Below are 23,198 nucleotides of genomic sequence, written 5' to 3'. Positions count from 1 at the left end.
TCTGTTTTAAAGTTTGACTTGTTAATTAGATCAGGTAGAAGAAAGTAAATACGAATACCCATACCAGGTCTACAAAGTGCCAGTACAGACCAATCTTCTCCACCATCTCGTAATGCCCACGCTTATGGTATACGCCATTCACCGTGCTGATAAAGGCAATCACCAGAAGTACCCAACCTATGGTTACGTGGAAACCGTGGAAACCTGTGATAAAGAAGAACAGGTTGGCAAACAACGGTGGACCGTATTGGTTCATGACCATGTTAGCCCCAAATACCCTTGAACCGTCAGCCAAAAGCATGCCTTCGTCAGTACCGGTTATAAAGTGAGTCCACTCCCAGGCCTGGCAGCCCAGGAAAGTGCCACCGAACAAGATTGTCCATAGCAACCACTTCTGCACGTCATTCTTGTCCATACGGTGACCAGCTTCCACAGCCAGTACCATTGTTACAGAACTCAAAATGAGGATCATGGTCATCAATGCCACGAATGCTAACGGCAAATCTACACCATGAAAACCAGGGAAAGCATTGAACACTTTCTCAGGTATAGGCCACCATTCTGTAGAGAATTGAAAGTCATCCGGAGTCCCTGTGTAAGGCAAGTGACTGTGACGCGACAAACCATAAACGATCAGGAATGCCCCAAAAGTAAATGCGTCAGAGAGAAGGAAAAACCACATCATGAGTTTTCCATAGCTCGCCTTGAGTGGTTCATTGCCACCGTCCCATGTACCTGTTTTAGGTTCTTCCAGCGTAGTTGATGTAGACATAGTTTAGTATTGAAAAAAAACGTGTTTAGTGATTTAGTCTCAAAAATATATACAAGTATAGCCAAAGGCCACCCAGGAAGTGCCAGTAAATGGTGCAAAGCTGTATACGCAGCATGCTCTTAGAGTGAACCTTGTAACGTAAACTTGACATTATTACCAGCGCCACATAAATGAGGCCAGTGATCAGGTGAAAACCGTGTACACCCGTTAATACATACATAAATGAACCAGAAGGGTTGCTAGCGTCTCCTCCGAAGTACACATTATTGCTTACCAATTCAGCCCATCCGTTCCACTGTCCGATCAGAAAAGCGATGCCCAACCCGAACGTTAGGTACAACATTAGACGCAGCCGGGCTATATTGTCCTGAGCTGCTGCATTATTGGCAAGCTGCATCGTAACACTGCTCAAGGCAATAATCACGGTGTTAATCAACAGGATGTTTGGCAGGTCAAACTCTAGCCAGTTGCCCTCCGCACGACGCACCAAATATGCGCTCGTAAAGGCTGCAAACATCATAATTATACTAATAATAAGCAACGACAGCGTGAATTTTAATGGATGTATCCCACCTGTGTTGTTCTCTTCCCCCAATGATTTGGCAACCATATCCATATTCCTAAATTTTATCTAAAACGAAAGCTATCTGCACGATAGGCAAATACAAAAAGGACCCAAACATAATGTTCATCGCAGCCTTGTTGGTACAAGTGCGCATCAAATGAAAAGTCTGAGCCAGAAACAAAACGCCACAGATCACAGCGATCAGCGCTGAAGTAGTACCCGTCATCCCAAACTGCAAAGGCAACAAGCTAAGCGGAATCAGAAGCAAGGTATAGATCATGATCTGGATCGCAGTTTTCAGGTTCTTTCCGCCTTCCATAGGAAGCATTTTGAATCCAGCTCTTTTGTAATCTTCGTCCAGCACCCAGGCAATGGCCCAGAAATGCGGAAATTGCCAGATAAACTGTATACCGAAAAGAATCCAGGCTTCCACGCTCACGACACCTGTCGCAGCCACCCAACCAATCAGTGGAGGCAATGCGCCAGGTATAGCACCAACAAAAACATTGATGGGGCTGATCCGCTTCAGTGGCGTATAAATGAATCCATAAAGAATGAGCGATAACAGTGCAATGGCTGCTGTCAGCGTATTAAAGAAACCAGCCAGGATCAACAAGCCCCCCACTCCTATCAGCACACCAAACGTAGCAGCTTCCGCTACACTAAGCGTACTTGTTGGAAGCGGCCTGTTTGCCGTGCGCTTCATTAACTTATCGAGGTCCTTCTCCAGGATCTGATTCACAATGTTGGCAGCGCCTGTGACCATTAATCCACCCAGCATCACCAATGCAATCTTTACCCAACTTCCTCCCGGATGCCCCAGTATATAGCCTATGCCACTTGAAAAAGCCACTGTAAAACTCAGTCTAAACTTGAGGAGTTTAAAGTATGCTGTTGCTTTTTGTGCCGTACTACCTAAAGACACTACCGATTCTGACCTATCTGTAATCATTAGTTAAGAACCACTACCGGTTTTTCGACCGCCTTTTTAGAGGCGTAGTAATAAAAAATCAATATTAGAAACTGAACGCCAAATAGCAGGGTAGCTATCGTCAGGTGCAATGGTTGCAAGAAGGCAGGTATAGCAAAATAAGCCATGATTACCCCAAATGCGATCTCAGCAACGAGCAGCACCATCATCCAGTTTACCATCATATTCAACTGGCGGTCTTTTAGCTTATAAATTAAATAAGCCATATAAACATGCATCGCCAGTAACAGGATAGAGAAAGAGCGATGGATAAAGAAACTCAGCCCAAGTTGGTCTACCCAAAGATCTCTGTTACTTCCATTCATTTCAAATGCTACGATATCCACTTCTTCACGTACCTGCGTTCCTATCAGAATCTGTACAAAAGTAGCGGCAGCTACCAGTCCGATAACAAAAAACAGGTGCCTGGAAGCGTTGATCCGAGGTGCAATAAAAACAGCCTGCGAACGAATAACCGCGTACTGCAGCAGGGCTACCAGCACCAGGGCCAGGGCCATATGGATAGTAATAGTAACTGGTAACAGGTTCGTAGACACCACGATGGAACCTAACCAACCCTGGAAACCCACCAGTATAAAACTTAGCAGCGAGAGATAAAAAACTGACTTGTCAGTTTTAAGATAAGGTATAGCATAAAGCACCGTCAGGAAAATCAATACACCGATCACGGCCCCTACCAGACGGTTGATATATTCTATCCACGTCTTAGTCACATTGAAATCTGTTTCGATGTGTTGCAGCGGGTGATCGCGTAATTCTGTAGCTACTTTTTCAAACCCTACCTTATTCAGAAACCCTGCTAGTTTCTGATTCTTTTCTACACGCTGTTCCTTGTAGACTTCCAGATAATCATCTGGCAATTGGCTAACATCAGTTGGAGGAACCCAACTGCCAAAACACTTGGGCCAGTCAGGACATCCCATTCCTGAGCCTGTGCTCCGCACGATTCCTCCAACTAATATTAGAAAGTAAACAGCTACTACTGTTAGTACTCCAATATTCTTAAACCTTTTGTATGGAAAAGATTTATCTATCATTTAAGCTATTCTAAATCCCTCTCGTAAGGCAGGTTTGAAGACTGCGTCTGCGAGAAAGGTACGTTCTGTGGAATATAATCCTCAGGAGCGCCTGGTTTGCTATAATCGTAAGGCCATCTGTAAACAGCTGGGATCTCACCTGGCCAGTTGCCGTGTCCCGGGTTAACAGGAGTCGTCCATTCCAGTGTGTTCGAATGCCATGGGTTAGCTGTAGCACGACGGCCCTTGAAGATGCTGTATATGAAGTTGAACAAGAAGATCAACTGCGCTGCAAAGCCCAGGATAGCCGCAATACTGATAAAGCTGTTCAGGTCCGTAAAGGTGTTGAATGCATCAAAACCTGTCCATGAATAGTATCTTCTTGGGAAACCAGCGATACCGATGTAGTGCATTGGCATGAACACCAGGTAAGCGGACAGGAATGTCAACCAGAAGTGAATGGCTCCCAGCTTTTCATCCATCATGCGGCCGAACATCTTAGGGAACCAGTGGTAGATACCACAGAACATACCAAAGAACGCTGCCGCACCCATCACAAGGTGGAAGTGAGCAATAACGAAGTAAGTATCGTGCAGCTGAATGTCCAGTGCAGAGTTACCAAGAATGATACCTGTCAGACCACCAGAGATGAAGAGCGATACGAAGGCAACCGCAAACATCATCGCAGTCGTGAAGCGAATATTACCTCTCCATAGTGTGGCGATCCAGTTAAATACCTTCACCGCAGATGGCACGGCAATAATAAGTGTCAAGAACATGAAGACTGAACCAAGGAAAGGGTTCATACCTGTCACGAACATGTGGTGGGCCCATACTACGAATGATAGCACGGCAATACCCAACATGGAACCAATCATCGCTCTGTAACCGAAGATAGGCTTGCGAGCGTTTGTGGCAATTACTTCAGAAACGATACCGAAAGTCGGTAGAATTACGATGTATACCTCCGGGTGACCAAGGAACCAGAATAAGTGCTGGAACAGGATAGCGCTACCGCCAGTGTTTGCCAATGCCTCTCCTGCAATGTAGATATCAGAAAGGAAGAAGCTTGTACCGAAGCTACGGTCAAAGATCAGAAGCAATGCAGCTGACAACAGTACCGGGAAAGAAAGCAGCCCCAGAATGGCGGTCAGGAAGAAAGACCATATTGTCAAAGGCAGCTTCGTCATCGACATGCCTTTTGTTCTCAGGTTAATCACGGTGGTAATGTAGTTTACACCACCAAGCAGCTGAGAAACGATAAACAGTGCCATACTGATCAACCACATTGTCATACCACCTTTAGAGCCAGAAATGGCCTGTGGCAATGCACTTAGTGGCGGGTATACGGTCCATCCACCACCGGCAGGTCCTGTTTCTAGGAAAAGAGACCAGAACATGATCACACTTGCAAGGAAGAAAACCCAGAAGGAAAGCATGTTCATGAAGCCAGATGCCATATCGCGGGCACCGATCTGCAGTGGAATCAGGAAGTTACTGAACGTACCACTCAGACCCGCTGTCAATACGAAGAACACCATGATCGTTCCGTGCATCGTTACGAGTGCCAGGTAGAACTCCGGATCAAGCTTGCCGTTCACAATCCAGTTACCCAGGATAGGCTCCAGGAAAGTGAAAGTAGCTTCAGGCCAGCCAAGTTGTAAACGGAAAATAATCGATAGGAAGCCACCTATAAAGCCCCAGAAGATACCTGCGAAAAGAAACTGCTTTGCAATTACTTTATGGTCTTGGCTGAAGATGTACTTCTCAAAGAAGTTTTGGTCGTGATGATGATCATGCTCTTCGTGAGCGTGATGTACATCCTTATTTAGAGAGATATCTGTACTCGACATTGTTGATTTTAGTTAATGCTACAACTCTGTTTTTACTTCTTCTGTACTCTTCTTCAGCACCACCTGATCTTTTGAATCGAGTGTGAACTTTGTAAGAAGCTGTGGGTTCTGCTCAATAAAAGGGGTCTGCGAAGCTAACCACTCCTCATATTCCTCAGGTTCATCAACAACTAAGATAAAACGCATTGCAAAGTGTCCACGTCCGCAGATTTCCGTACAGGCCAGCTCAAAGTTGAAATCTGGGTTTCCGGTTTCCGTGCGTACTTCAGCAGTCGTTTTGGTTGGCACAAACCAGAACTTGGTCGGCATACCTGGCACTGCATCCATTTTAACGCGGAAATGCGGCAGGAAAACGCTGTGTATCACATCTCGTGAACGTATCTTCAAATGCACTGGCTTACCTTTTGGCACGTGAATCTCACGTGGCATAAAGTCATCCATCGCGTTTGGATCACTAAAGTCTACGCCAATTTCATTTGTGGCGTCAATAAGATGCACATTGGCTTCTCCCAACTTTCCGTCAGGACCTGGGTAGCGCACTAACCAGCTGAATTGTTTACCCATCACCTCTATAACCACAGAGTCGGCAGGTGCCGCGCTTGTAATGTTCGTCCATGTTTTCCAACCGGCAAATACCAGCAGCGCCATTACAACCGCAGGAATCATGGTCCAAACTATCTCCAGCTTGTTGTTGTGCGGGTAGTAATAGGCACGCTTTTCTTCTTTATGCTGATACTTATAAGAATACCAGAAGAGAAGAATCTGCGTGATCACAAACACAATACCGATCACAATCATCGTAGTCCAGAAAAGACTATCCGTCCAGGCACCATGCACAGAGGCAATAGGCTGGTTCATGTCATCCCATGCATCAGCAAAGGACCAGGCAAATGCTGCGCCTCCTACAATCAGGAAGAGGAGCATTAAGAGGCTGTTTACTTTATTACTTGTTTTAGTGGTTCCGGCAGCGCGCTGTGTCGATCCTCTGAAAATGGAGGCTAGCGTCCCGATCCTGAACAACAGGAACAGTATCACTAGTAGCAGGACGATGGATAAACCTATGGCGAACGTAATCATTGTATAATGCTTTTAGTATGACTAAACATGATGGTGAACACTCTCCTCCACGAAGGGGTGATTTACTGGCACAAGAGAGGCTTTTGCCAACCCTTTGGTGAAAGTAATCAGGAAAACTCCCAGGAAGATCAATGTAGTGCCAATCTCAATAAATCCGATACCAGCATCTGTACGCAATGTACCCGGCATCATCATCAGGTAGAAGTCCAGCCAGTGGCCAATCAGGATGGCGATAGTAACGATCTTCAACATAATCATCTGACGTTTTGCATCTCTTGTCATCAAAACAAGGAAAGGGAATGCAAAGTTAATCAGAAGGTTCACGAAGAATATCCACTTGAAATGTCCGCCGTTTCCACCCAGGCGTTCGATAAAGTAAATAGATTCTTCCGGAATGTTTGCATACCAGATCAGCATGAACTGAGAGAACCAGATGTATGTCCAGAAGATGGAGAAAGCGAATACGAACTTACCCAAATCGTGTAAATGGTTCGCATTTACCATTTTCAGGTAGCCATTCTGCTTGAGTATGATCACAGCCAGCGTAATTACCGCCAGTCCAGATACCCACCAGCTGGCGAATACGTACCAGCCAAACATAGTGGAGAACCAGTGCGTGTCAATTGAAAGCACCCAGTCCCAGGCAGAAGTAGAAGAAGTCACACCGAATACAACCAGGAACATAGCAGAGATTCTGATGCTCTTGTGGTAGTAGTCTGTGCCTCCATGAAGATCTTCATTAATGGAGTTTCTTCTCAACCAGTTGAAGAATAAGATCCATAGCACGAAGTAAGCTACCATTCTGATCAAAAAGAACCAGAAGTTCAGGTACGGTGCCTTACCAGCTATGATTGGATCGTATTGCGGGTTTGGTGTTACACCATCTTCCAGAAACTGGTTGTACAGGTAATCGTGTGTCCAGTGGAAAATGTCATGACCGCCTAAAAGGAAGGTGATCAGCATCACGGCACCACCTATTGGCAGGTAGTAACCCATGGCCTCAGGTATACGCTTGATCAATACAGACCATCCTGCATACGCCACATATTGTACGGCTACGAAGAATACGCCTACCAGCGCAATACCAGTAAAGTAAACGTTATTCAACCAAAGGTTCATGTAGAGCCTTTTGGTCCAATGAGCTGCTTCGTGTCCGGCGGCGGCTGCTTCACCATGCCCTTCGGCCTGGTGACCACCGCTCATCGCAGCTATGATTATACCGGCTATAAGCAATACAACACCTATAGCTATCATCAAGAAAAACTTGTTATTCGTTTTTCTGGAAATGATGAGTCTTTCTTCTGTCATTATCCTTTTGATATTATGCCTTAGACTTAGTTAGTAGGTGTAGTACCTGTTGCTGTAGTATCCGCCGCTGCAGCCGGCACTTCGCCACCCTGTAGTTGCTGTACATACATCACAATTTTCCAACGCTCCGTCGGGTTAACCTGCGAACCGTGCGGCAGCATACGACCACGTCCGTTCGTGATCACATGGTAAATATGCCCTTCGGGAAGAGACGCTACGCGGCCAGCAGAGTAAGAAGGAACACCTTTGAATTTTTGTCCTACAAGACCTTGTCCATCCCCCTGTTCACCGTGACATGGAGAGCAGAACCTGGCGTAAAGCACCTGTCCTTCTGCCAGATTTAGCTCATTCTTTTCCAGCGGGTTTTTCAGTTCAACACCTGCTACTTCAGCCTCGTCTTTGGACAAGTACATGTTGTAGCCCATTTTACCACGCGCTACTGTACCTGGTGCCGGCTGACGCATGTTCATGCCGCCTGGGTTGTATAAGTTCTCCTTCACCTGGGAGTAAGGATCCAGCGCCACAGAGTGGTACATGTCCGGAGCATACTCAAGACCTGGGTCTTTCTCATTGCTGCAGGCTACCAGCAGGGCACCTGAGAACAATACGGCAGAGGCTTTAATACCTAAATTTAGTAGACCTTTCATTATTTGATTACCTCCTTCTCGTTTACTTCGATTGCACCGTTGGAACGAAGCAGGTTATTAAGGGCTGAAATATCAGTCACACCTTCTTTTACCTCTATCGCCATCACATACTTGTCGTCTGTGGAGCGCTTGTCAAAAACGTTCACCTTAAAGGAAGGCTTCAGTTTGGTAACAATAAAGAAAGTGATCACCATACCGAATGCAGAGCATAGCACGGTCAGTTCGAATGTTACCGGGATGAATGCAGGTAAGGCAATGTGCGGCTTACCACCGATGATCATTGGCCAGTCGAAACCCAGCATCCAGATCTGCATCCAGAGCGCGAAAGACATTCCGAATAAACCGCAGAAGAACGCCACAATTGGAAGTCTTGAACGCTTGACACCTAATACATCATCGATTCCGTGGATGGGGTATGGCGAAAAAACTTCGTAAATTTTAGTACCGGCAGCCCGGACGTTCTCGATGGCCTGCAGCAGGACATCCTCATCATCGTAGATACCTAGAACGAATTTTTTAGTCATTGCTATGGATGTGTATTAGTGTGCGAATCCTTATTAGTACCGTGCATTGCATCATTCGGGTGGTGCTTCACTTCGGATGAAGACTTCAGAATGGCTTTCACCTCAAACATGTTGATTACTGGGAAGAATTTGGCAAACAACAGGAACAGGGTGAAGAACAGTCCGATCGTTCCTACATAGACACCAATGTCGATGATGGTCGGGGAGAACATTGCCCAGGAAGATGGCAGGAAGTCTCTGTGCAGTGAGGTCACGATGATCACGAATCGCTCAAACCACATACCGATGTTTACAAAGATGGAGATGATGAAGGTAGCGGTCAGGCTTCTTCTGATGCTTCTGAACCAGAAAAGTTGCGGCGTAATTACGTTACAGGTCATCATGGACCAGTAAGCCCACCAGTAAGGACCTGTTGCGCGGTTGATGAAGGCATACTGCTCATACTCCACACCGGAATACCAGGCAATGAAGAATTCTGTGATATAAGCCACACCCACGATAGAACCTGTCAGGATGATTACCTTATTCATGGATTCTACGTGCTCCAGTGTGATGTAATCTTCCAGCTTGAACGTTTTGCGGGTAATGATCATAAGCGTCAACACCATGGCAAAACCAGAGAAGATCGCACCTGCCACGAAGTATGGAGGGAAGATTGTCGTGTGCCAGCCTGGAATTACTGACGTTGCAAAGTCCATGGATACGATCGTGTGTACAGAAAGTACCAGAGGTGTACAGAGACCAGCAAGGATCAAGGAGACAGTTTCATGACGAGACCATGCTTTTGCGGAGCCAGTCCAGCCCATGGAAAGAATGGAGTAGGCTCTACGGGCGATTGGGCCGGTTGCTCTGTCGCGGATGGTAGCAAAGTCAGGAATTAGGCCGATGTACCAGAAAACAAGCGAAACAGAGAAATAAGTAGAGATCGCGAATACGTCCCAGAGAAGCGGTGAGTTGAAGTTCACCCAAAGTGAGCCGAAGGTGTTTGGCAACGGGAGTACCCAGTAAGCCAACCAGGGACGGCCCATGTGCAGAACCGGGAACATCGCGGCGCAAATTACGGCGAAGATTGTCATCGCCTCTGCTGCGCGGTTGATAGAAGTTCTCCACTTCTGACGGAACAGGAGGAGGATCGCAGAGATCAGCGTACCGGCGTGACCGATACCCACCCACCACACGAAGTTGGTGATGTCCCATGCCCAACCTACAGTTTTGTTAAGCCCCCACTCCCCGATACCGTACCAAAGGGTGCGGTAAGTGGAATAAAGGAAAATAGCAAGGCCTACAAGAGCTACAGCAAGGGCAGCGGCCCAACGTGCGTTGGGCTTGGCCTCCACCTGTCTGCAGACATCTTCGGTGATATCGTGGTATGTTTTACCCCCCGTTACCAGAGGCTCTCTTATCGGAGATACGTGCTGCATAGCGCTATCTATTTTATAAATTAAGCTAAGTTTCTAATTTTTGTCAGGTACGTCACGTTCGGCTGCGCGTTCATTTCCTCCAGTACGTGGAAGGCTCTTTCGCCTTTCTCGCGTGCCAGCGTTTTTGAAATACGGCTTTCCGGATCCAGCATGTCACCGAAGATGATCGCATTGGTAGGGCATGACTGCGCACAGGCTGTCACGATCTCACCGTCAACCGGTCTTCTGCTTTCGCGCTTCGCTTCGAGTTTGCCTAACTGTATACGCTGTACGCAGAAAGAGCACTTCTCCATCACACCTCTAGAACGAACAGTTACATCCGGGTTCAACACCATCTTGCCCAAGTCGTTGTTCATGTTGAAGTCGAACTTGTCGTTGTTTGTGTACGCGAACCAGTTGAAACGACGAACTTTGTATGGACAGTTGTTCGCGCAGTAACGAGTACCCACGCAACGGTTGTAAGCCATCTGGTTCAGACCTTCTGAGCTGTGCATGGTAGCGGCAACCGGACAAACTGTCTCGCATGGTGCGTGGTTACAGTGCTGGCACATCATCGGCTGGAAGATTACGCTTGGATTCTCCGCCGGATCTTCCATGGTCTTGTAATCTTTCGCCTCGTGCTCAACCGCGCTGTAGTAACGGTCGATACGCATCCAGTGCATCTCACGACGCATCAGCACTTCTTCCTTACCTACTACCGGAATGTTGTTCTCTGCCTGGCAGCTTACCGTACAAGCTCCGCAACCAATACAAGAGTTCAAGTCAACGACCATACCCCAGTGGTGGTTCTTGTACTCGTAGTCATCCCAAAGAGAGATAGCTGCCGGCTTAGCAGGTCCTTCGTGCGTAGCGATACGCACATAGGTGGTTACGTCCTTCGGATTCGCCTTGTAGTTTGCCAGTGTGTTTTCCTGCACCACAATACGGTCCATAATGGTATGGTGCGTTTGTGTCTGGGCAATCTCAATGGTAGAGCCTGTTTTCTCTAACTGTACTGCGCCTGCGAACAGAATGCCATTGTCAGCTACTGTCGCTATTGGGAAAGCGTTGGCGCCACGTCCTTTGGCAGTTGGCATAGAGTCCAGCTGACGGCCATAGCCCATGGCTATACCTACAGTGCCTTGTGCCTGACCAGGCTGAACCAGAGCGGGAAGCTCAAGCGTCTTGCCATTCGCATAAGTTACTTTTAGTACATTGCCTTGAGAAACACCCATCTCCTCTGCCATCTTGCGTGGCATGGTAATGTAGTTATCCCAGGTTGCTTTCGTGATCGGGTCAGCCATTTCCTGCAACCATGGGTTGTTGGATTCTGAACCTGTACCGATACCTACTTTTTCATAAACTACAGCTTCAACTTTACCGCCGGCAACAGCTCTTGGAGCTCTACCTGCAGCATCTGCCGCTGTCATTGTGCCGGCAGTTGCCGGGCTCAGGGCCAGCATGCTGGTTCCGTTCTCCAGCACACCGTCGTGTACTATTTTCTCCCACTGTGCATCAGTGCCAGCTGCACCTTTTCGCCAGTTATTGCGGATGTAATCGTAGAAGGTCGTTTTGTTACCGCTCCAGGCCAGTAAGCTGTCTTGTGCCTGGCGTGTCATAAAGATCGGGCTGATCACTGGCTGTGCCAGGCTCAGGAAGCCTCTCTTTGGCTCGTAGTCGTTCCATGACTCCAGGTAGTGGCTGTCCGGAGTTACGTAGTCCACCAGCGCGGCTGTCTCTTCTACTCGATCGGCAAAAGAAACCTTCAGGGCAACTTTCGCTAAACCACTCTTCACGCGGTCTGCAAGCGGATGGTCATAAACAGGGTTGGCATTGTAGAAGAACACAGCACCTACCCCACCATTGTTCATTTCCTCGATCAGGCGCAGCATCTGGGCATCGTTACCCTGCTTCACCAGGTATGGAGATGCGGTATCGATGGTTGTGCCCTCTGCACCGAGTGACTTGTTTATAGCCGTTACCAGTGTCTGTACAGCCGGGTCGTTTGTACCGGACACTACTAGTGCACGACCATTATTGGCACGCAGGTCTCTGATAGCATTTTCCAGCGCCTTCTTGTCAACGTTGGCTGGTGCGTTTACACCCTGGCCAGACAGGCCATTATAGATGGCTGTAGCAATCGCCAGTTCTTCGGATGGCTTAATTGGAACGCGTACGTCAGCGTTGGCACCTGTAAGCGACATAATCGTCTCAAACTGGTAGTGGCGCGACATGTCAGAGTTCTCAGCCGTGATTTTTCTTTTCTGAATGTACTGACTTGCAAATGGAATTGGGGCAACCCATGTTCCCAGGAAGTCAGCACTGATGCTCACGATAATGTTGGCTTTGCTGAAGTCGTAACCAGGTACAACACCACCATTTGCTCCAATCAGGGCCGAAGCCGAGTTTGGATCGTAGGTTACGTGCTCGAAGTTGCCTAGTCCAGCACCGAACTCGTTAATCAGTTGCTTGGTGGATGGGCTGATGACAGTAGAAGAAACCAAAGCAACTTTGCCGTTTACTCTGGCAAGTGCTGAGCGGATTTCGCTGTCAACCTGCTCCCACTTGGCTTCTTTGCCTTTGATGAGTGGCGTACGAAGTCTGTTATTGTCGTAGAGACTCAGCACAGAGGCCTGCGCCTTCGGGCTTGTACCCATCGGCGTGAGCGTGGAGCTAGGGTTTGGCTCTACTTTAATCGGACGACCTTCGCGTGTCTTTACAAGGATACTGTTGAAGTCGCCGTTGTTGAAGTATGTAGAGGCGTACCAGTTCGCCACGCCTGGCTCTACGTCAACTGGTTTGTTCAGGTATGGGATTGCCTTTCTTACAGGGGCCTCGCATGAAGCCAATGTAGCGGCGGCCAGGCCAAAGCCCAACAGTTTCAGGAAGTCTCTGCGGGGAGCTGCCAAACCGGTAGATGCGCTCTCGCCTCTGGCTTCGTTTATCGGCAGGAATTCTGGAAACTCATTGTGAGCATGTTTCGCGAATTCAGGAGTATTCTCAAGCTCCTCTATTCCTTTCCAGTATTTTATTCTGTCTTGCATGTTATATCTAGAAAACTCGAACCCTTAATTATAACTGATTAATAGTGGCACTTAGAACACTCTGCACCACCGTTTGATGACACTGTGAAGGCACTCTTCGTAGTTGACTCGTGCAGTTTCACCAGGTTGTCATAATAGGCATTTCCTTCTGTGTTAAGAGGAGTTTCGCGGTGACAGTCGATACACCAGCCCATTGTAAGCGGCGAGTACTGATACACTACTTCCATTTCCTGAATAGGACCGTGGCAGGTCTGGCACTCTACGCCACCCACCTGCGTGTGCTGGGCGTGGTTGAAGTAGGCCAGGTCAGGCAGGTTGTGGATACGCACCCACTCAATTGGCTTGTTACGCTCAATCGCTGTGTAAATCTTCTGAATTTCTGGCGACTCCGCTTTGATCTGGCTATGGCAGTTCATACAGATGTTAGCGGATGGAATGCTGGCACTCTTGCTTTCGTATACTGTTGAGTGGCAGTAGTTACAGTCAATCTGGTGCTCACCAGCGTGCAGTTTGTGCGAGAAGGCAATAGGCTGCGTAGGGGCATATCCCTGCTGTATGCCGATACCCATCGCTTTGTCCAGCGTAAGGTCGATCAGCACTACCACGAAGATAAGCACCACCAACGTTCTTACGGCTTTAGACTTGTATATCTTAGAGAAGTCGAAGCGCTGGTTTACAACTTCAGCGTCGTACTCATCGAGTTGTTTGTTCTTGTTGAGGTAGTTTTTCAGTACCGACGTGATCAGAAGAAGCGTCACAACCAGCACGATCAAAACTACGATCAGCACTACCAGTATGATGTCCAGGTAGCCTCCAACTGCACCAACGGCGTCTGTACCTACGTTCTCACCCGGAGCGGCAGCGGTAGCAGCACCAGCGGCAGGAGCCTCGGCAGCGGCAGTCTCAGCAGTCTTGATATAAGTCAGGATAGAGACAATTTCCTCGTCCGAGAAAGCGAAAGACGGCATCGCCTGCTTGTTGAACTGGTTGTAAACAGCCACAGCATCCTTGTCGCCGGTAGCGACCAAAGCCTGCGAGTTCTTAATCCAGCTGATCAGCCAAGGCTGCGTTCTGCGTTCGTTTACCCCCTTCATACCAGGGCCAACCACTACGTCACTTCCCACAGAGTGGCAAACCACGCAGTTGTTCTTAAACAGGGACTCGCCTGCACTTACAATACCTGCATCATCTACAGGCAGACTTGCGCCTTGTGCAAGCCCTGTAGTCGACACTCCAAAAGAGGCCGCCAAGGCAAACAAGAAGGCAATCAAGAATTTGGTTTTTGCTCTTTGTATACAGCTAATCATAGCCAGGACGCTTGTGTTTAGTATAATGGTGAATTTACTTTACGGGCACAAATCTACTACCTGAAACCCATTAATCAAATATTATGTGCTTATTTTTACCCCTATAGACAATATCCCCTTAAGTACAATCACTTAGGGACTACTATCTGCATTATTTTAACGGAATCGGCCATTTTATTTAAAATTATTCTAAATAAGGCTTTCCCAGCACCCTACTTTCTGCACAAAATTATCCACTTTTTTCTTGCTTTAGACGCCTCCGCAGGCACACCCACACTTGAACTTATAAAATGCTGATTTTGTTGTCGTTAGCTTTCATTTATTTCCGGGACCAAATTTTCCGCTCTCTCCCACCTGCCCATTGTTTTTTTGCACTCATTATTATATATATAGAATAAGTCGATTTATAAAGGGCGACCGATATCCAATGTTATCGACAAATGTGGGTACCTGCGGCGACCTATCCGGGAAGCCTGCAACCTGCATCGTCTACCATTTATTTTAGTGCAAGTTTTTGGATTACAGAATCATTGCTGTATATTTGCACCCTAAAACAAAAAATTCTCATAACCAAATGGAATTAAAAAATTACGAAACGGTCTTCATTCTGACGCCTCTGTTGAACGAGACGCAGATGCAGGAAACGGTCGAGAAGTTCAGACAGGTGCTTAAGGAAAATAGCGCCGACATTATCCACGAAGAGAACTGGGGTCTGCGTAAGCTTGCTTACCCAATCCAGAAGAAATCTACTGGTTTCTACCACCTCATCGAGTTTATGGCCCCTACTTCTGTAGTAGATGTGCTTGAGCTGGCTTATCGCCGCGACGAAAAAGTTGTTCGCTTCTTGACCACTGCACTTGATAAGCACGCTATTGCTTACAATGAGCGCAGAAGAAAAGGTGAATTCAAATCACAGGCTAAAAAAGAGGAGGTTAAAGCATAATGAGCCTAGTTAACGAAAGAGTACACAAACAAGAAAATCGTCAGAAATACTGCCGCTTCAAGAAGAGCGGTATCAAGTATATCGACTATAAGGATGGCAACTTCCTGCTTAAGTTTGTAAACGAGCAGGGCAAGATCCTTCCAAGAAGACTAACAGGCACTAGCCTGAAGTTCCAGCGTAAAGTTGCTCAGGCTGTTGCCCGCGCACGCCACCTGGCTATCTTACCTTATGTAACTGATTCTTTAAAATAAGGAGGTAACGAACATGGAAGTAATACTTAAAGATGATGTTAAGAACCTGGGTTACAAGAACGATATCGTTACTGTAAAGTCAGGATATGGCCGCAACTACCTGATCCCACAAGGTCTGGCAGTTCTGGCTGACAAGACAAACAAGAAGATCGTAGCTGAGAACGTGCGTCAGGCTGCTCACAAACTGGAGAAAATCCAGGGCGATGCGCAGGATCTGGCTAACAAGATCGGTGATATCACACTGGAAATCCCTGCAAAAGTAGGCGAGACTGGTAAGATCTTCGGTTCTGTTACAACCAACCAGATTTCTGAGGCCCTTAAGGCGAAAGGTCACGATGTAGACCGCAAGCGCATTTCTTTTGATCAGGATGTAAAAACAGCTGGTGAGTACACTGCCACGCTGAACCTGCACAAAGAAGTGAAGCACCAGATCCGCTTCAACGTAGTAGCTGAGTAATTTTAGCCGCTACCAAGCATAGAAAGCGCCCTGCCCTAAAAGCAGGGCGCTTTTTTTATTTCCTGCTTCAGCTTAATTTGCGCTATACCTATACCTATACCTATACCTATACCTATACCTATACCTATACCTATACCTATCCTATACCTATACCTATGTTCCGGACTGAACTCAACATACCTGCCAGCGGCCTTGACCTGAACTTGTCGAGTGGCATCGTGACCATAGGTTCCTGCTTTGCCGAGGTAATCGGCCGTAAGCTGGAGGAAAACAAGGCGCAGGTATTGGTCAATCCTTTCGGAACGATCTTCAACCCGCTGTCCGTTGGCAAGTTGCTGCGCGCTTCCCTAGGCGGCTCACATCCGATAGCCGATAATCTGGTGCAGCACAACGGCATCTGGTATGCCTATGACCTGCATTCTTCCCTCTCCTCCCCTTCCCGCGACACGTTACTGCAGAACATCGCGGAGCGGCTTTCCTTGACACGAAACACCTTGCAGCAAGCGAACTTGCTGATCATAACGTTTGGCACGGCGGTAGGCTATCGTTTGCAGAGCTCCGGCGAAGTGGTGGCGAACTGCCATAGACTGCCCGCCTGCCAGTTTAGCCGCGAACTCTTGCCTTTGAGCACATTGCTTGCGGATATGAAGCAGACTTTGGAGGAGCTTTGGCAATTCAACCCCGCGCTGCAGGTATTGCTAACGGTGAGCCCCGTACGCCATATCAAGGAAACGATCGAAGTGAACAGCGTCAGCAAATCCATACTGCGACTCCTTTGCCACGAGCTTACTGCAAACCACAAGCAGGCGCACTACTTCCCCGCTTTCGAGATCATGATGGACGACCTGCGCGACTACCGTTTCTATGGCCGTGACATGGTGCACCCAACCGAAGTGGCAGAGGATTACATTTGGGACAAGTTCGTGCAGGCTTACCTGAGCGAGGACTTCAGAGATTTCCTGAAAGCGTGGGAGAAAATGCGACGCGCCATCGCCCACCGGCCTTTCCACCCAGAGTCTGAAGCACATCAAAGATTTTTGCAGAACACCCTGCACCAGTTACACGAGCTTTCAACAAGGTATAGCCTGAACATTTCAGAGGAAGAGAAGGCCTTGACACAACAGCTTGTTAAGTAAATTCAGGTATAGCTTCTCCCCTTTCCGCTGCCCCCTTAATTCTTCCCGTCAGCCCATCGTCAGCATACTTTTGCCAGCCTTGTCCGTAGGTATAGAGTTCCAGCAGCTGCAATACGACGACTATGGCCCAGCAAAAGAAAGTACCGAACAAACTGATACATGAAAGCAGCCCCTACCTGCTACAGCACGCCTACAACCCAGTAGACTGGTACCCTTGGGGAGAGGAAGCGTTGCAGAAGGCCCAAAAGGAAGATAAACCCATCCTGGTGAGCATCGGCTATGCTGCCTGCCATTGGTGCCACGTCATGGAGCACCAGTCTTTTGAGAACAAGAAGATCGCCAATGTGATGAACGAGCACTTTGTGTGCATCAAGGTAGACCGGGAGGAACGGCCGGATGTTGATGCCGTGCACATGGACGCTTTGCAGGCCATGGGTGTGCAGGGAGGCTGGCCCCTGAATGTCTTCCTGAATTCGGAGGCCAAGCCGTTTTATGGCGGCACCTACTTTACGCCCCAGCAATGGGTGAAACTTCTCCTTAACATCGCGGAAGCCTACTCAAAAGACCGGCAGGAACTTGACAAATCAGCAGAGCAGTTCGTGCAGCACCTCAACCTGAGCGAGCTGAAGCGATTCGGCCTGTCGCAGAGTCAGCCGAATGTAAGTGAGGAAGAGTTTGAAGAGCTGAACAAGAACTTAGCCCGGCAATTTGACAAAAAACACGGCGGCTTTGGAACTGCCCCAAAGTTTCCGATGCCAGCCAATTTGCTGTTTCTGCTACGCTACTATGCTCACATCGAAAATGCAGCTACCCTGAAACACATCAACCTCACGCTCCACGAGATGGCCTATGGTGGCATCTACGACCAGATCGGGGGAGGATTCGCCCGCTATTCCGTCGACGAGAAATGGCTGGCGCCGCACTTCGAGAAGATGCTTTACGACAACGGGCAGCTGATCAGCCTCTATTCAGAAGCCTACCTGCTCACAAAAGAGTCGCTTTACAAAGATGTGGTGTTTGAAACGATTGCCTTTGCAGAGCGTGAACTGATGAGCGAAGAAGGAGGCTTTTACTCGTCACTCGATGCAGACAGCGAAGGTGTGGAAGGCAAGTTCTATGTGTTCACCCGCCAGGAACTGCAGGATCTGTTCGGCGCGGAAGAGCCCATTCTGTCGAAATACTACCATGTGACTACGACCGGTAATTTTGAGCATGGGCAGAACATCCTGCACCGCCGCATCAGCGATGCGCATTTTGCCAAGGAAAACGAGTTGGAATTGGAGGTGCTGGAGGAAATGGTAAAAACCTGGAAAGAGAAGCTGATGAAAGTCCGCTCCCAGCGCATTCGCCCGGGCCTGGATGACAAGATCCTCTGCTCCTGGAACGCCATCATGCTGAAGGGCCTCGCGGATGCCTACTATACCTTTGGCAACAAACACTTCCTGCAGCTGGCTATCCGCAGTGCAGATTTCATACTGAAGCACTTCAAGCAGGGCAATCAGCTGTTCCATAATTATAAAGATGGAAAAGCTTCCATCAACGGTTTCCTGGAGGACTATGCCTTGCTGATTCGGGCCTTAGTGCGGGTATATGAGATCACCTTTGACGAGCAGTACCTGCAGGAGGCCAAACAGCTGACCGACTATACCTTAGCCAACTTCTTTGACGAAAAAGAGCAGCTGTTCTTCTTCACAGACCAGAACGCTGAAAAACTGGTGGCCCGCAAAAAAGAGCTGCTCGACAACGTGATTCCTGCCTCCAACTCGGTGATGGCCACCAACCTATATCTGTTGGGGCTTTACTTTGACGAGGAGCGTTACCAGCAACTGGCAGGTGCCATGCTGGCGCAGGTAAAAGAGTTGGTTGTGAAGGAACCAGGCCACATGGGTAACTGGGCCAGTCTGTACTACCACCAACTGCAGCCTACCGCCGAGGTCGCCATCGTAGGGCAGCAGGCGCCGGAGATGCGCTCCGAACTCAGCTCGTTTTACATCCCCAACATGCTGCTGGCTGGCACCGAAACCCAGAGTGAGTTGCCCCTGCTAAAGGATCGCAGTGCTATCGAGGGCAAAACAACGGTGTACGTGTGCTACAACAAAACCTGCCAGCTACCCGTGCACACTGCGGCTGAGGCGCTGGAGCAGCTTCAGAAAGGCAACGGTGAAAATCCGAAATTTCCGGCCCTCTAGCCTCGCCGTCACGCCTGTAGGCAGCAATGGCTATACCTATAATTTGCTCGTCAGCAGCCCAGCGTAATGCTTTCTGTAATGGAACAAAAGCAGCCCAAGCAGGAGCACCACCACGATGCCATTGATCAACAGCGATGGGTCAGCAAATAAATGAAACAGAAGAACATTGACCCCGATCGGCAATAGAATAAGCAGGGCCAGCAGCACGTAGCGGTTTACCAGCAACATCACACCAGCCACGAGCTCCAGCGTTTTCAAAGGAATAAACACAAAAGGCGTGCTCACCAGCACTTGCATGAAAGGCAGGTGCAGCGAAGTGGCGCCAATTGGATCAATGCCTAGCAAGAAGAGGAAGCCGTTGAGCCCGGCAAAGGTGAAAATGGCGCCAAGCAGTATCCGGGCAATTGTGATCATAGCGGTTGTCTTCATAAAAGAGCGTTATTTTTTGTCGTTAGGTACAGCATTTCGCCAATATAGCCGCTTCCCCGCACATCATGTCCTCACGCCCCTCACCCAACAAAGAACCGACTGGTAACCAATATTAAGGAGAAAAGGAGAAACCGCCTAGAAATGCTGGCACAAAGCGCACTATACCTGGCAGAGAGAAGTCTACCGTCCTACCTTTCCAAAGAGCCAGGTCAGTTTTGATGCAGTCAGCCAGGCTTAGGGAGAAAGACAGGCAACGGGTATGGCGATACCTTCGGGATTTACAGGCTTTTTTGCGACCTTTGCATATACAACCTATACCTGCGCCCTTGTCTGAACTACTCAATTTCAATTACCCTCCGGAGCCGGCCGTGGACCGCGTCACGCTTTTTGCCGACGTCATTCTGCCATTGCCCCTGCCGAAACTCTATACCTACCGCATCCCTTTCGAGATGAACGACGAGGTGCTGGTGGGTGCGCGGGTAATTGTGCAGTTCGGCGCCAAGCGCGTACTCAGCTGCATAGTAGCCGATATTCACGAGAATGCGCCCGCCGATTACCAGGCCAAGTACATTCTGGACGTGCTCGATGACAAGCCCATCGTCACAGCCCCGCAACTTAAGCTTTTCCGCTGGATTGCCGATTACTACATGTGCACCATCGGCGAGGTCATCAACGCGGCACTACCCTCTGCGCTCAAGCTCAGCAGCGAATCGCGCATTCAGTTGCACCCGCATTTTAATCCAGAAGAAGACGACATCCCGTTGGCATCGCAGGAGGTTAAGATCATCTATGCCTTGCAGCAGAACCCGGCCCTTACGTTTACGGAAGTGGGTAACCTGTTGCAGGTGAAGAGCTACCACAAGTACATCAAATCGCTGATCCAGAAAGAGGCGATCATTATATTTGAGCAGGTGAGTGACCGTTTTTCGCCAAAAGTGGTCAAGAAGATCCGCTTGACGGAGCATTTTGTGCAGGAAGAAGGGATGCTGGAAGAGCTTTTCAACCAGCTTGCCACCAAACCCAAGCAGCTCGATATCCTGCTCAACTACCTGCAAAAGGTACCGGTGCACCAGAACATCCACCTCAATGCAGCAGGTATAGAAAAGAGTGCGCTGGCAGGAAACCCGCACCTCTCCAAGTCATCCATCGACTCGCTGATCAAAAAAGGCGTATTCGAGCAGTTTGACCAGATCATCTCGCGCTTTCCCATTGACAACACGGTGCCGCTGCAGCCCATGAAGCTGTCGGAGCACCAAGAGCAGGCCAAGGACGAGATACTGGGCCTCTTCAAAGAGAAAGACACCGTGCTGCTGCATGGCGTGACGGGAAGCGGTAAAACCGAGGTATACATCGACCTAATTAAGCATGCGCTGGAAGCAGGCGGGCAGGTGCTATACCTGCTGCCCGAAATTGCGCTGACCGCCCAGATCGTGACCCGCCTGATAAAAGTGTTTGGTGACAAACTGGGCATCTACCACTCCAAATTCTCCGACAACGAGCGGGCGGAGGTATGGCAGGGCGTGCTCTCCGGCCGTTTTCAAATGGTGGTGGGCGTACGCTCGGCGGTATTCCTGCCATTCCATAACCTGTCGCTTGTGATCGTGGATGAGGAGCATGAGCCCAGCTATAAGCAATATGAGCCGGCCCCTAGGTATAACGCCCGCGAAACGGCCCTGATGATGGCGCACCTGCAGGGGGCCAAAACCCTGCTCGGCTCGGCCACGCCTTCCATCGAAACCTACTACAACTGCAAGACCGACCGCTGGGGACTGGTGAACATGCACAAGCGCTTCGGGGAGGCGCAGATGCCTACCATCGAGCTGATCAACGTACGGGAGGAACAGCAGCGCAAGAACATGCATAACCACTTCTCTGGCAAACTGGTTACGGCCATAGAAGAGCGACTGGCGCGGCACGAGCAGGTAATTCTGTTCCAGAACCGCCGTGGCTACGCGCCCTTTATCAGCTGCGACGAGTGCTCCTGGATTCCCAAGTGCCAGCACTGTGCCGTGAGCCTTTCCTACCACAAGTATAACAACGAGCTGCGCTGCCACTACTGCGGCTACCACGAGCGCATGCCACACGACTGTCCGGCTTGCGGTGCCACTACGCTCCGAAGCATGGGCTTTGGCACCGAAAAAGTAGAAGACGACCTGAAACTGATGCTGCCCAATGCCGAGGTACAGCGCATGGACCTGGACACGACCAAGAAGAAAAACAGTTACCAGCAGATCATCTCCGACTTCGAAAGCGGCAAAACAAACGTGCTGATTGGTACCCAAATGGTAACGAAAGGTCTGGATTTCGAAAATGTAAGCCTGGTAGGTATACTCAACGCCGACAGCATCATCCACTTCCCCGACTTCCGGGCACACGAACGGGCCTATCAGCTGTTTGTGCAGGTAAGCGGGCGTGCCGGCCGTAAAGGCAAACCCGGCACGGTGCTGATCCAAACCCGCGATCCGCTGCAGCCGATTTTTCGGAAGGTGCACAGCAACGACTATACCTCGCTGTACGAGCATGAGATCGAGGAGCGCATGCGATTCGGCTATCCTCCTTTTGCCCGCATGATCCGCATCACCGTGAAGCACGTTGACGAGAAGGTATCAGAAAACGCTGCCATTGTGCTCGCTAAAGATTTAACCGATCAGTTAGGCGCGCAACTGGTGCTGGGACCGGAAGTGCCTTATATTTTCAAGATCAGAAATCTCTTCCTGAACGAGATCCACGTGAAGCTTCCGCGGGAGAATGTGAACTTGCGTGCTGCTAAGCAGGCCATCTCCAAGGTAATACAGCAGCTATACCTGTTGCCTGATTTTAAAGGCATACGGGTTGTTGCGGATGTGGATCCGGCTTAGTTTGATTTTAGCTTAGTTTCAGATTTTACAGGTATAGCGGGTTTTTCGCCTTGCCGGCGGGACTGGTTTGTGGGTATAGTTTCAGCTGCTACAGGTATAGTAACCTATCTTGTTTCATAGCTTCGCCTGTGCGGCGGGCACTCACTTTTTGTCTTGACACAAAAAGTAAGCAAAAAGGTCAAGATTCCCCCAACTCGCTGAACGCTCAAACAGTGGGTAATCAAAAAGCGCACCTGGCACCGCTGTCTGTTTCATCGCTCAGGTGCAAGTTACTCTTGCTATACCTGCCGGTGGTTTTCATGGTAAGTAACTACGAGCCTTATACTTATGAATTGGCAGTTACAGATTCCCCGCCTTGGATAAGGAGGGGTTAGGGGTGGTTGGACCCAGTAAGGCGTAGGAAGTTGCTATAGAGTCTCTACCTGCAAATC

General features: G+C 49.0%; 19 protein-coding genes. 6 read left to right on the top strand and 13 right to left on the bottom strand.

The features are described from left to right. Positions 1-25: 25 nt before the first annotated feature. From Q4E40_RS07140 to Q4E40_RS07085, 12 genes are read right to left on the bottom strand one after another with little or no spacing between them, the layout of a single operon-like run. Positions 26-772, bottom strand: a complete 747-nt coding sequence (locus Q4E40_RS07140; protein ID WP_303411033.1) for a cytochrome c oxidase subunit 3 — start codon at positions 770-772, stop codon at positions 26-28. Positions 773-797: 25 nt separating this feature from the next. After that, the gene (locus tag Q4E40_RS07135; RefSeq protein ID WP_303411032.1) at positions 798-1,388 is read right to left on the bottom strand and encodes a cytochrome c oxidase subunit 3; all 591 of its coding nucleotides are present in this window, start codon (positions 1,386-1,388) and stop codon (positions 798-800) included. Between the two features lie 4 nt (positions 1,389-1,392). Further along, the gene (cyoE, locus tag Q4E40_RS07130) at positions 1,393-2,289 is read right to left on the bottom strand and encodes a heme o synthase (RefSeq protein WP_303411031.1); all 897 of its coding nucleotides are present in this window, start codon (positions 2,287-2,289) and stop codon (positions 1,393-1,395) included. After that, positions 2,289-3,365, bottom strand: coding sequence for a COX15/CtaA family protein (locus tag Q4E40_RS07125; RefSeq protein WP_303411030.1), 1,077 nt, complete (start codon positions 3,363-3,365; stop codon positions 2,289-2,291). Before Q4E40_RS07125 ends, cyoE begins: the two co-directional genes overlap by 1 nt. A gap of 5 nt (positions 3,366-3,370) precedes the next feature. Next, positions 3,371-5,197 carry a cytochrome c oxidase subunit I gene (locus tag Q4E40_RS07120; RefSeq protein ID WP_303411028.1) on the bottom strand — a complete coding sequence of 609 codons (1,827 nt, stop codon included), beginning with the start codon at positions 5,195-5,197 and terminating at the stop codon, positions 3,371-3,373. A gap of 18 nt (positions 5,198-5,215) precedes the next feature. After that, positions 5,216-6,274, bottom strand: a complete 1,059-nt coding sequence (locus Q4E40_RS07115) for a cytochrome c oxidase subunit II (protein ID WP_303411027.1) — start codon at positions 6,272-6,274, stop codon at positions 5,216-5,218. A 21-nt stretch (positions 6,275-6,295) separates the two neighbouring features. Next, a complete protein-coding gene (locus Q4E40_RS07110) occupies positions 6,296-7,582 on the bottom strand; it encodes a quinol:cytochrome C oxidoreductase (RefSeq protein WP_303411025.1) in 1,287 nt (428 codons plus the stop codon). 26 nt (positions 7,583-7,608) lie between these two features. Further along, positions 7,609-8,229: a c-type cytochrome gene (locus Q4E40_RS07105; protein WP_303411023.1), complete on the bottom strand. Its 621-nt coding sequence runs from the start codon at positions 8,227-8,229 to the stop codon at positions 7,609-7,611. After that, on the bottom strand, positions 8,229-8,753 hold the full coding sequence (locus Q4E40_RS07100; RefSeq protein ID WP_303411022.1) for a DUF3341 domain-containing protein: 525 nt from the start codon (positions 8,751-8,753) through the stop codon (positions 8,229-8,231). Before Q4E40_RS07100 ends, Q4E40_RS07105 begins: the two co-directional genes overlap by 1 nt. Before the next feature lie 2 nt (positions 8,754-8,755). Continuing rightward, positions 8,756-10,174 (bottom strand): NrfD/PsrC family molybdoenzyme membrane anchor subunit, encoded by a 1,419-nt coding sequence (gene nrfD / locus Q4E40_RS07095; protein WP_303411020.1) that lies wholly within the window; start codon positions 10,172-10,174, stop codon positions 8,756-8,758. Between the two features lie 20 nt (positions 10,175-10,194). Next, positions 10,195-13,197 carry a TAT-variant-translocated molybdopterin oxidoreductase gene (locus Q4E40_RS07090; protein ID WP_303411019.1) on the bottom strand — a complete coding sequence of 1,001 codons (3,003 nt, stop codon included), beginning with the start codon at positions 13,195-13,197 and terminating at the stop codon, positions 10,195-10,197. A 38-nt stretch (positions 13,198-13,235) separates the two neighbouring features. Next, entirely contained in the window at positions 13,236-14,468 is a 1,233-nt protein-coding gene (locus Q4E40_RS07085) for a c-type cytochrome (RefSeq protein WP_303411017.1), read from the bottom strand. A gap of 610 nt (positions 14,469-15,078) precedes the next feature. On the opposite strand from Q4E40_RS07085, the gene rpsF reads away from it, so the two are divergent. The 5 genes from rpsF to Q4E40_RS07060 all read left to right on the top strand — a co-directional run bounded on the left by rpsF (position 15,079) and on the right by Q4E40_RS07060 (position 19,480). After that, the gene (gene rpsF, locus Q4E40_RS07080; protein WP_188502943.1) at positions 15,079-15,447 is read left to right on the top strand and encodes a 30S ribosomal protein S6; all 369 of its coding nucleotides are present in this window, start codon (positions 15,079-15,081) and stop codon (positions 15,445-15,447) included. Continuing rightward, positions 15,447-15,698, top strand: a complete 252-nt coding sequence (gene rpsR / locus Q4E40_RS07075; RefSeq protein ID WP_068838643.1) for a 30S ribosomal protein S18 — start codon at positions 15,447-15,449, stop codon at positions 15,696-15,698. The genes rpsF and rpsR overlap by 1 nt, the downstream gene beginning before the upstream one ends. Positions 15,699-15,711: 13 nt before the next feature. Next, positions 15,712-16,155, top strand: coding sequence for a 50S ribosomal protein L9 (gene rplI, locus Q4E40_RS07070; RefSeq protein WP_303411015.1), 444 nt, complete (start codon positions 15,712-15,714; stop codon positions 16,153-16,155). A gap of 77 nt (positions 16,156-16,232) precedes the next feature. Further along, positions 16,233-17,291 (top strand): GSCFA domain-containing protein, encoded by a 1,059-nt coding sequence (locus Q4E40_RS07065; protein WP_303411014.1) that lies wholly within the window; start codon positions 16,233-16,235, stop codon positions 17,289-17,291. Positions 17,292-17,413: 122 nt separating this feature from the next. Further along, positions 17,414-19,480 (top strand): thioredoxin domain-containing protein, encoded by a 2,067-nt coding sequence (locus Q4E40_RS07060; protein ID WP_303411013.1) that lies wholly within the window; start codon positions 17,414-17,416, stop codon positions 19,478-19,480. A gap of 36 nt (positions 19,481-19,516) precedes the next feature. Here Q4E40_RS07060 and Q4E40_RS07055 read toward each other — a convergent pair whose 3' ends face one another. Next, entirely contained in the window at positions 19,517-19,909 is a 393-nt protein-coding gene (locus tag Q4E40_RS07055) for a hypothetical protein (RefSeq protein WP_303411012.1), read from the bottom strand. 326 nt (positions 19,910-20,235) lie between these two features. Between Q4E40_RS07055 and priA the strand changes: the two genes are divergently transcribed. Further along, entirely contained in the window at positions 20,236-22,767 is a 2,532-nt protein-coding gene (gene priA / locus Q4E40_RS07050; protein WP_303411011.1) for a replication restart helicase PriA, read from the top strand. Positions 22,768-23,198: the final 431 nt, after the last annotated feature.

The organism is Pontibacter coccineus (assembly GCF_030546575.1).
Classification (GTDB): Bacteria; Bacteroidota; Bacteroidia; order Cytophagales; family Hymenobacteraceae; genus Pontibacter; species Pontibacter coccineus.
Note: the sequence above shows the minus strand (reverse complement) of the source record. Positions and strands in the feature narration are given on the sequence as shown.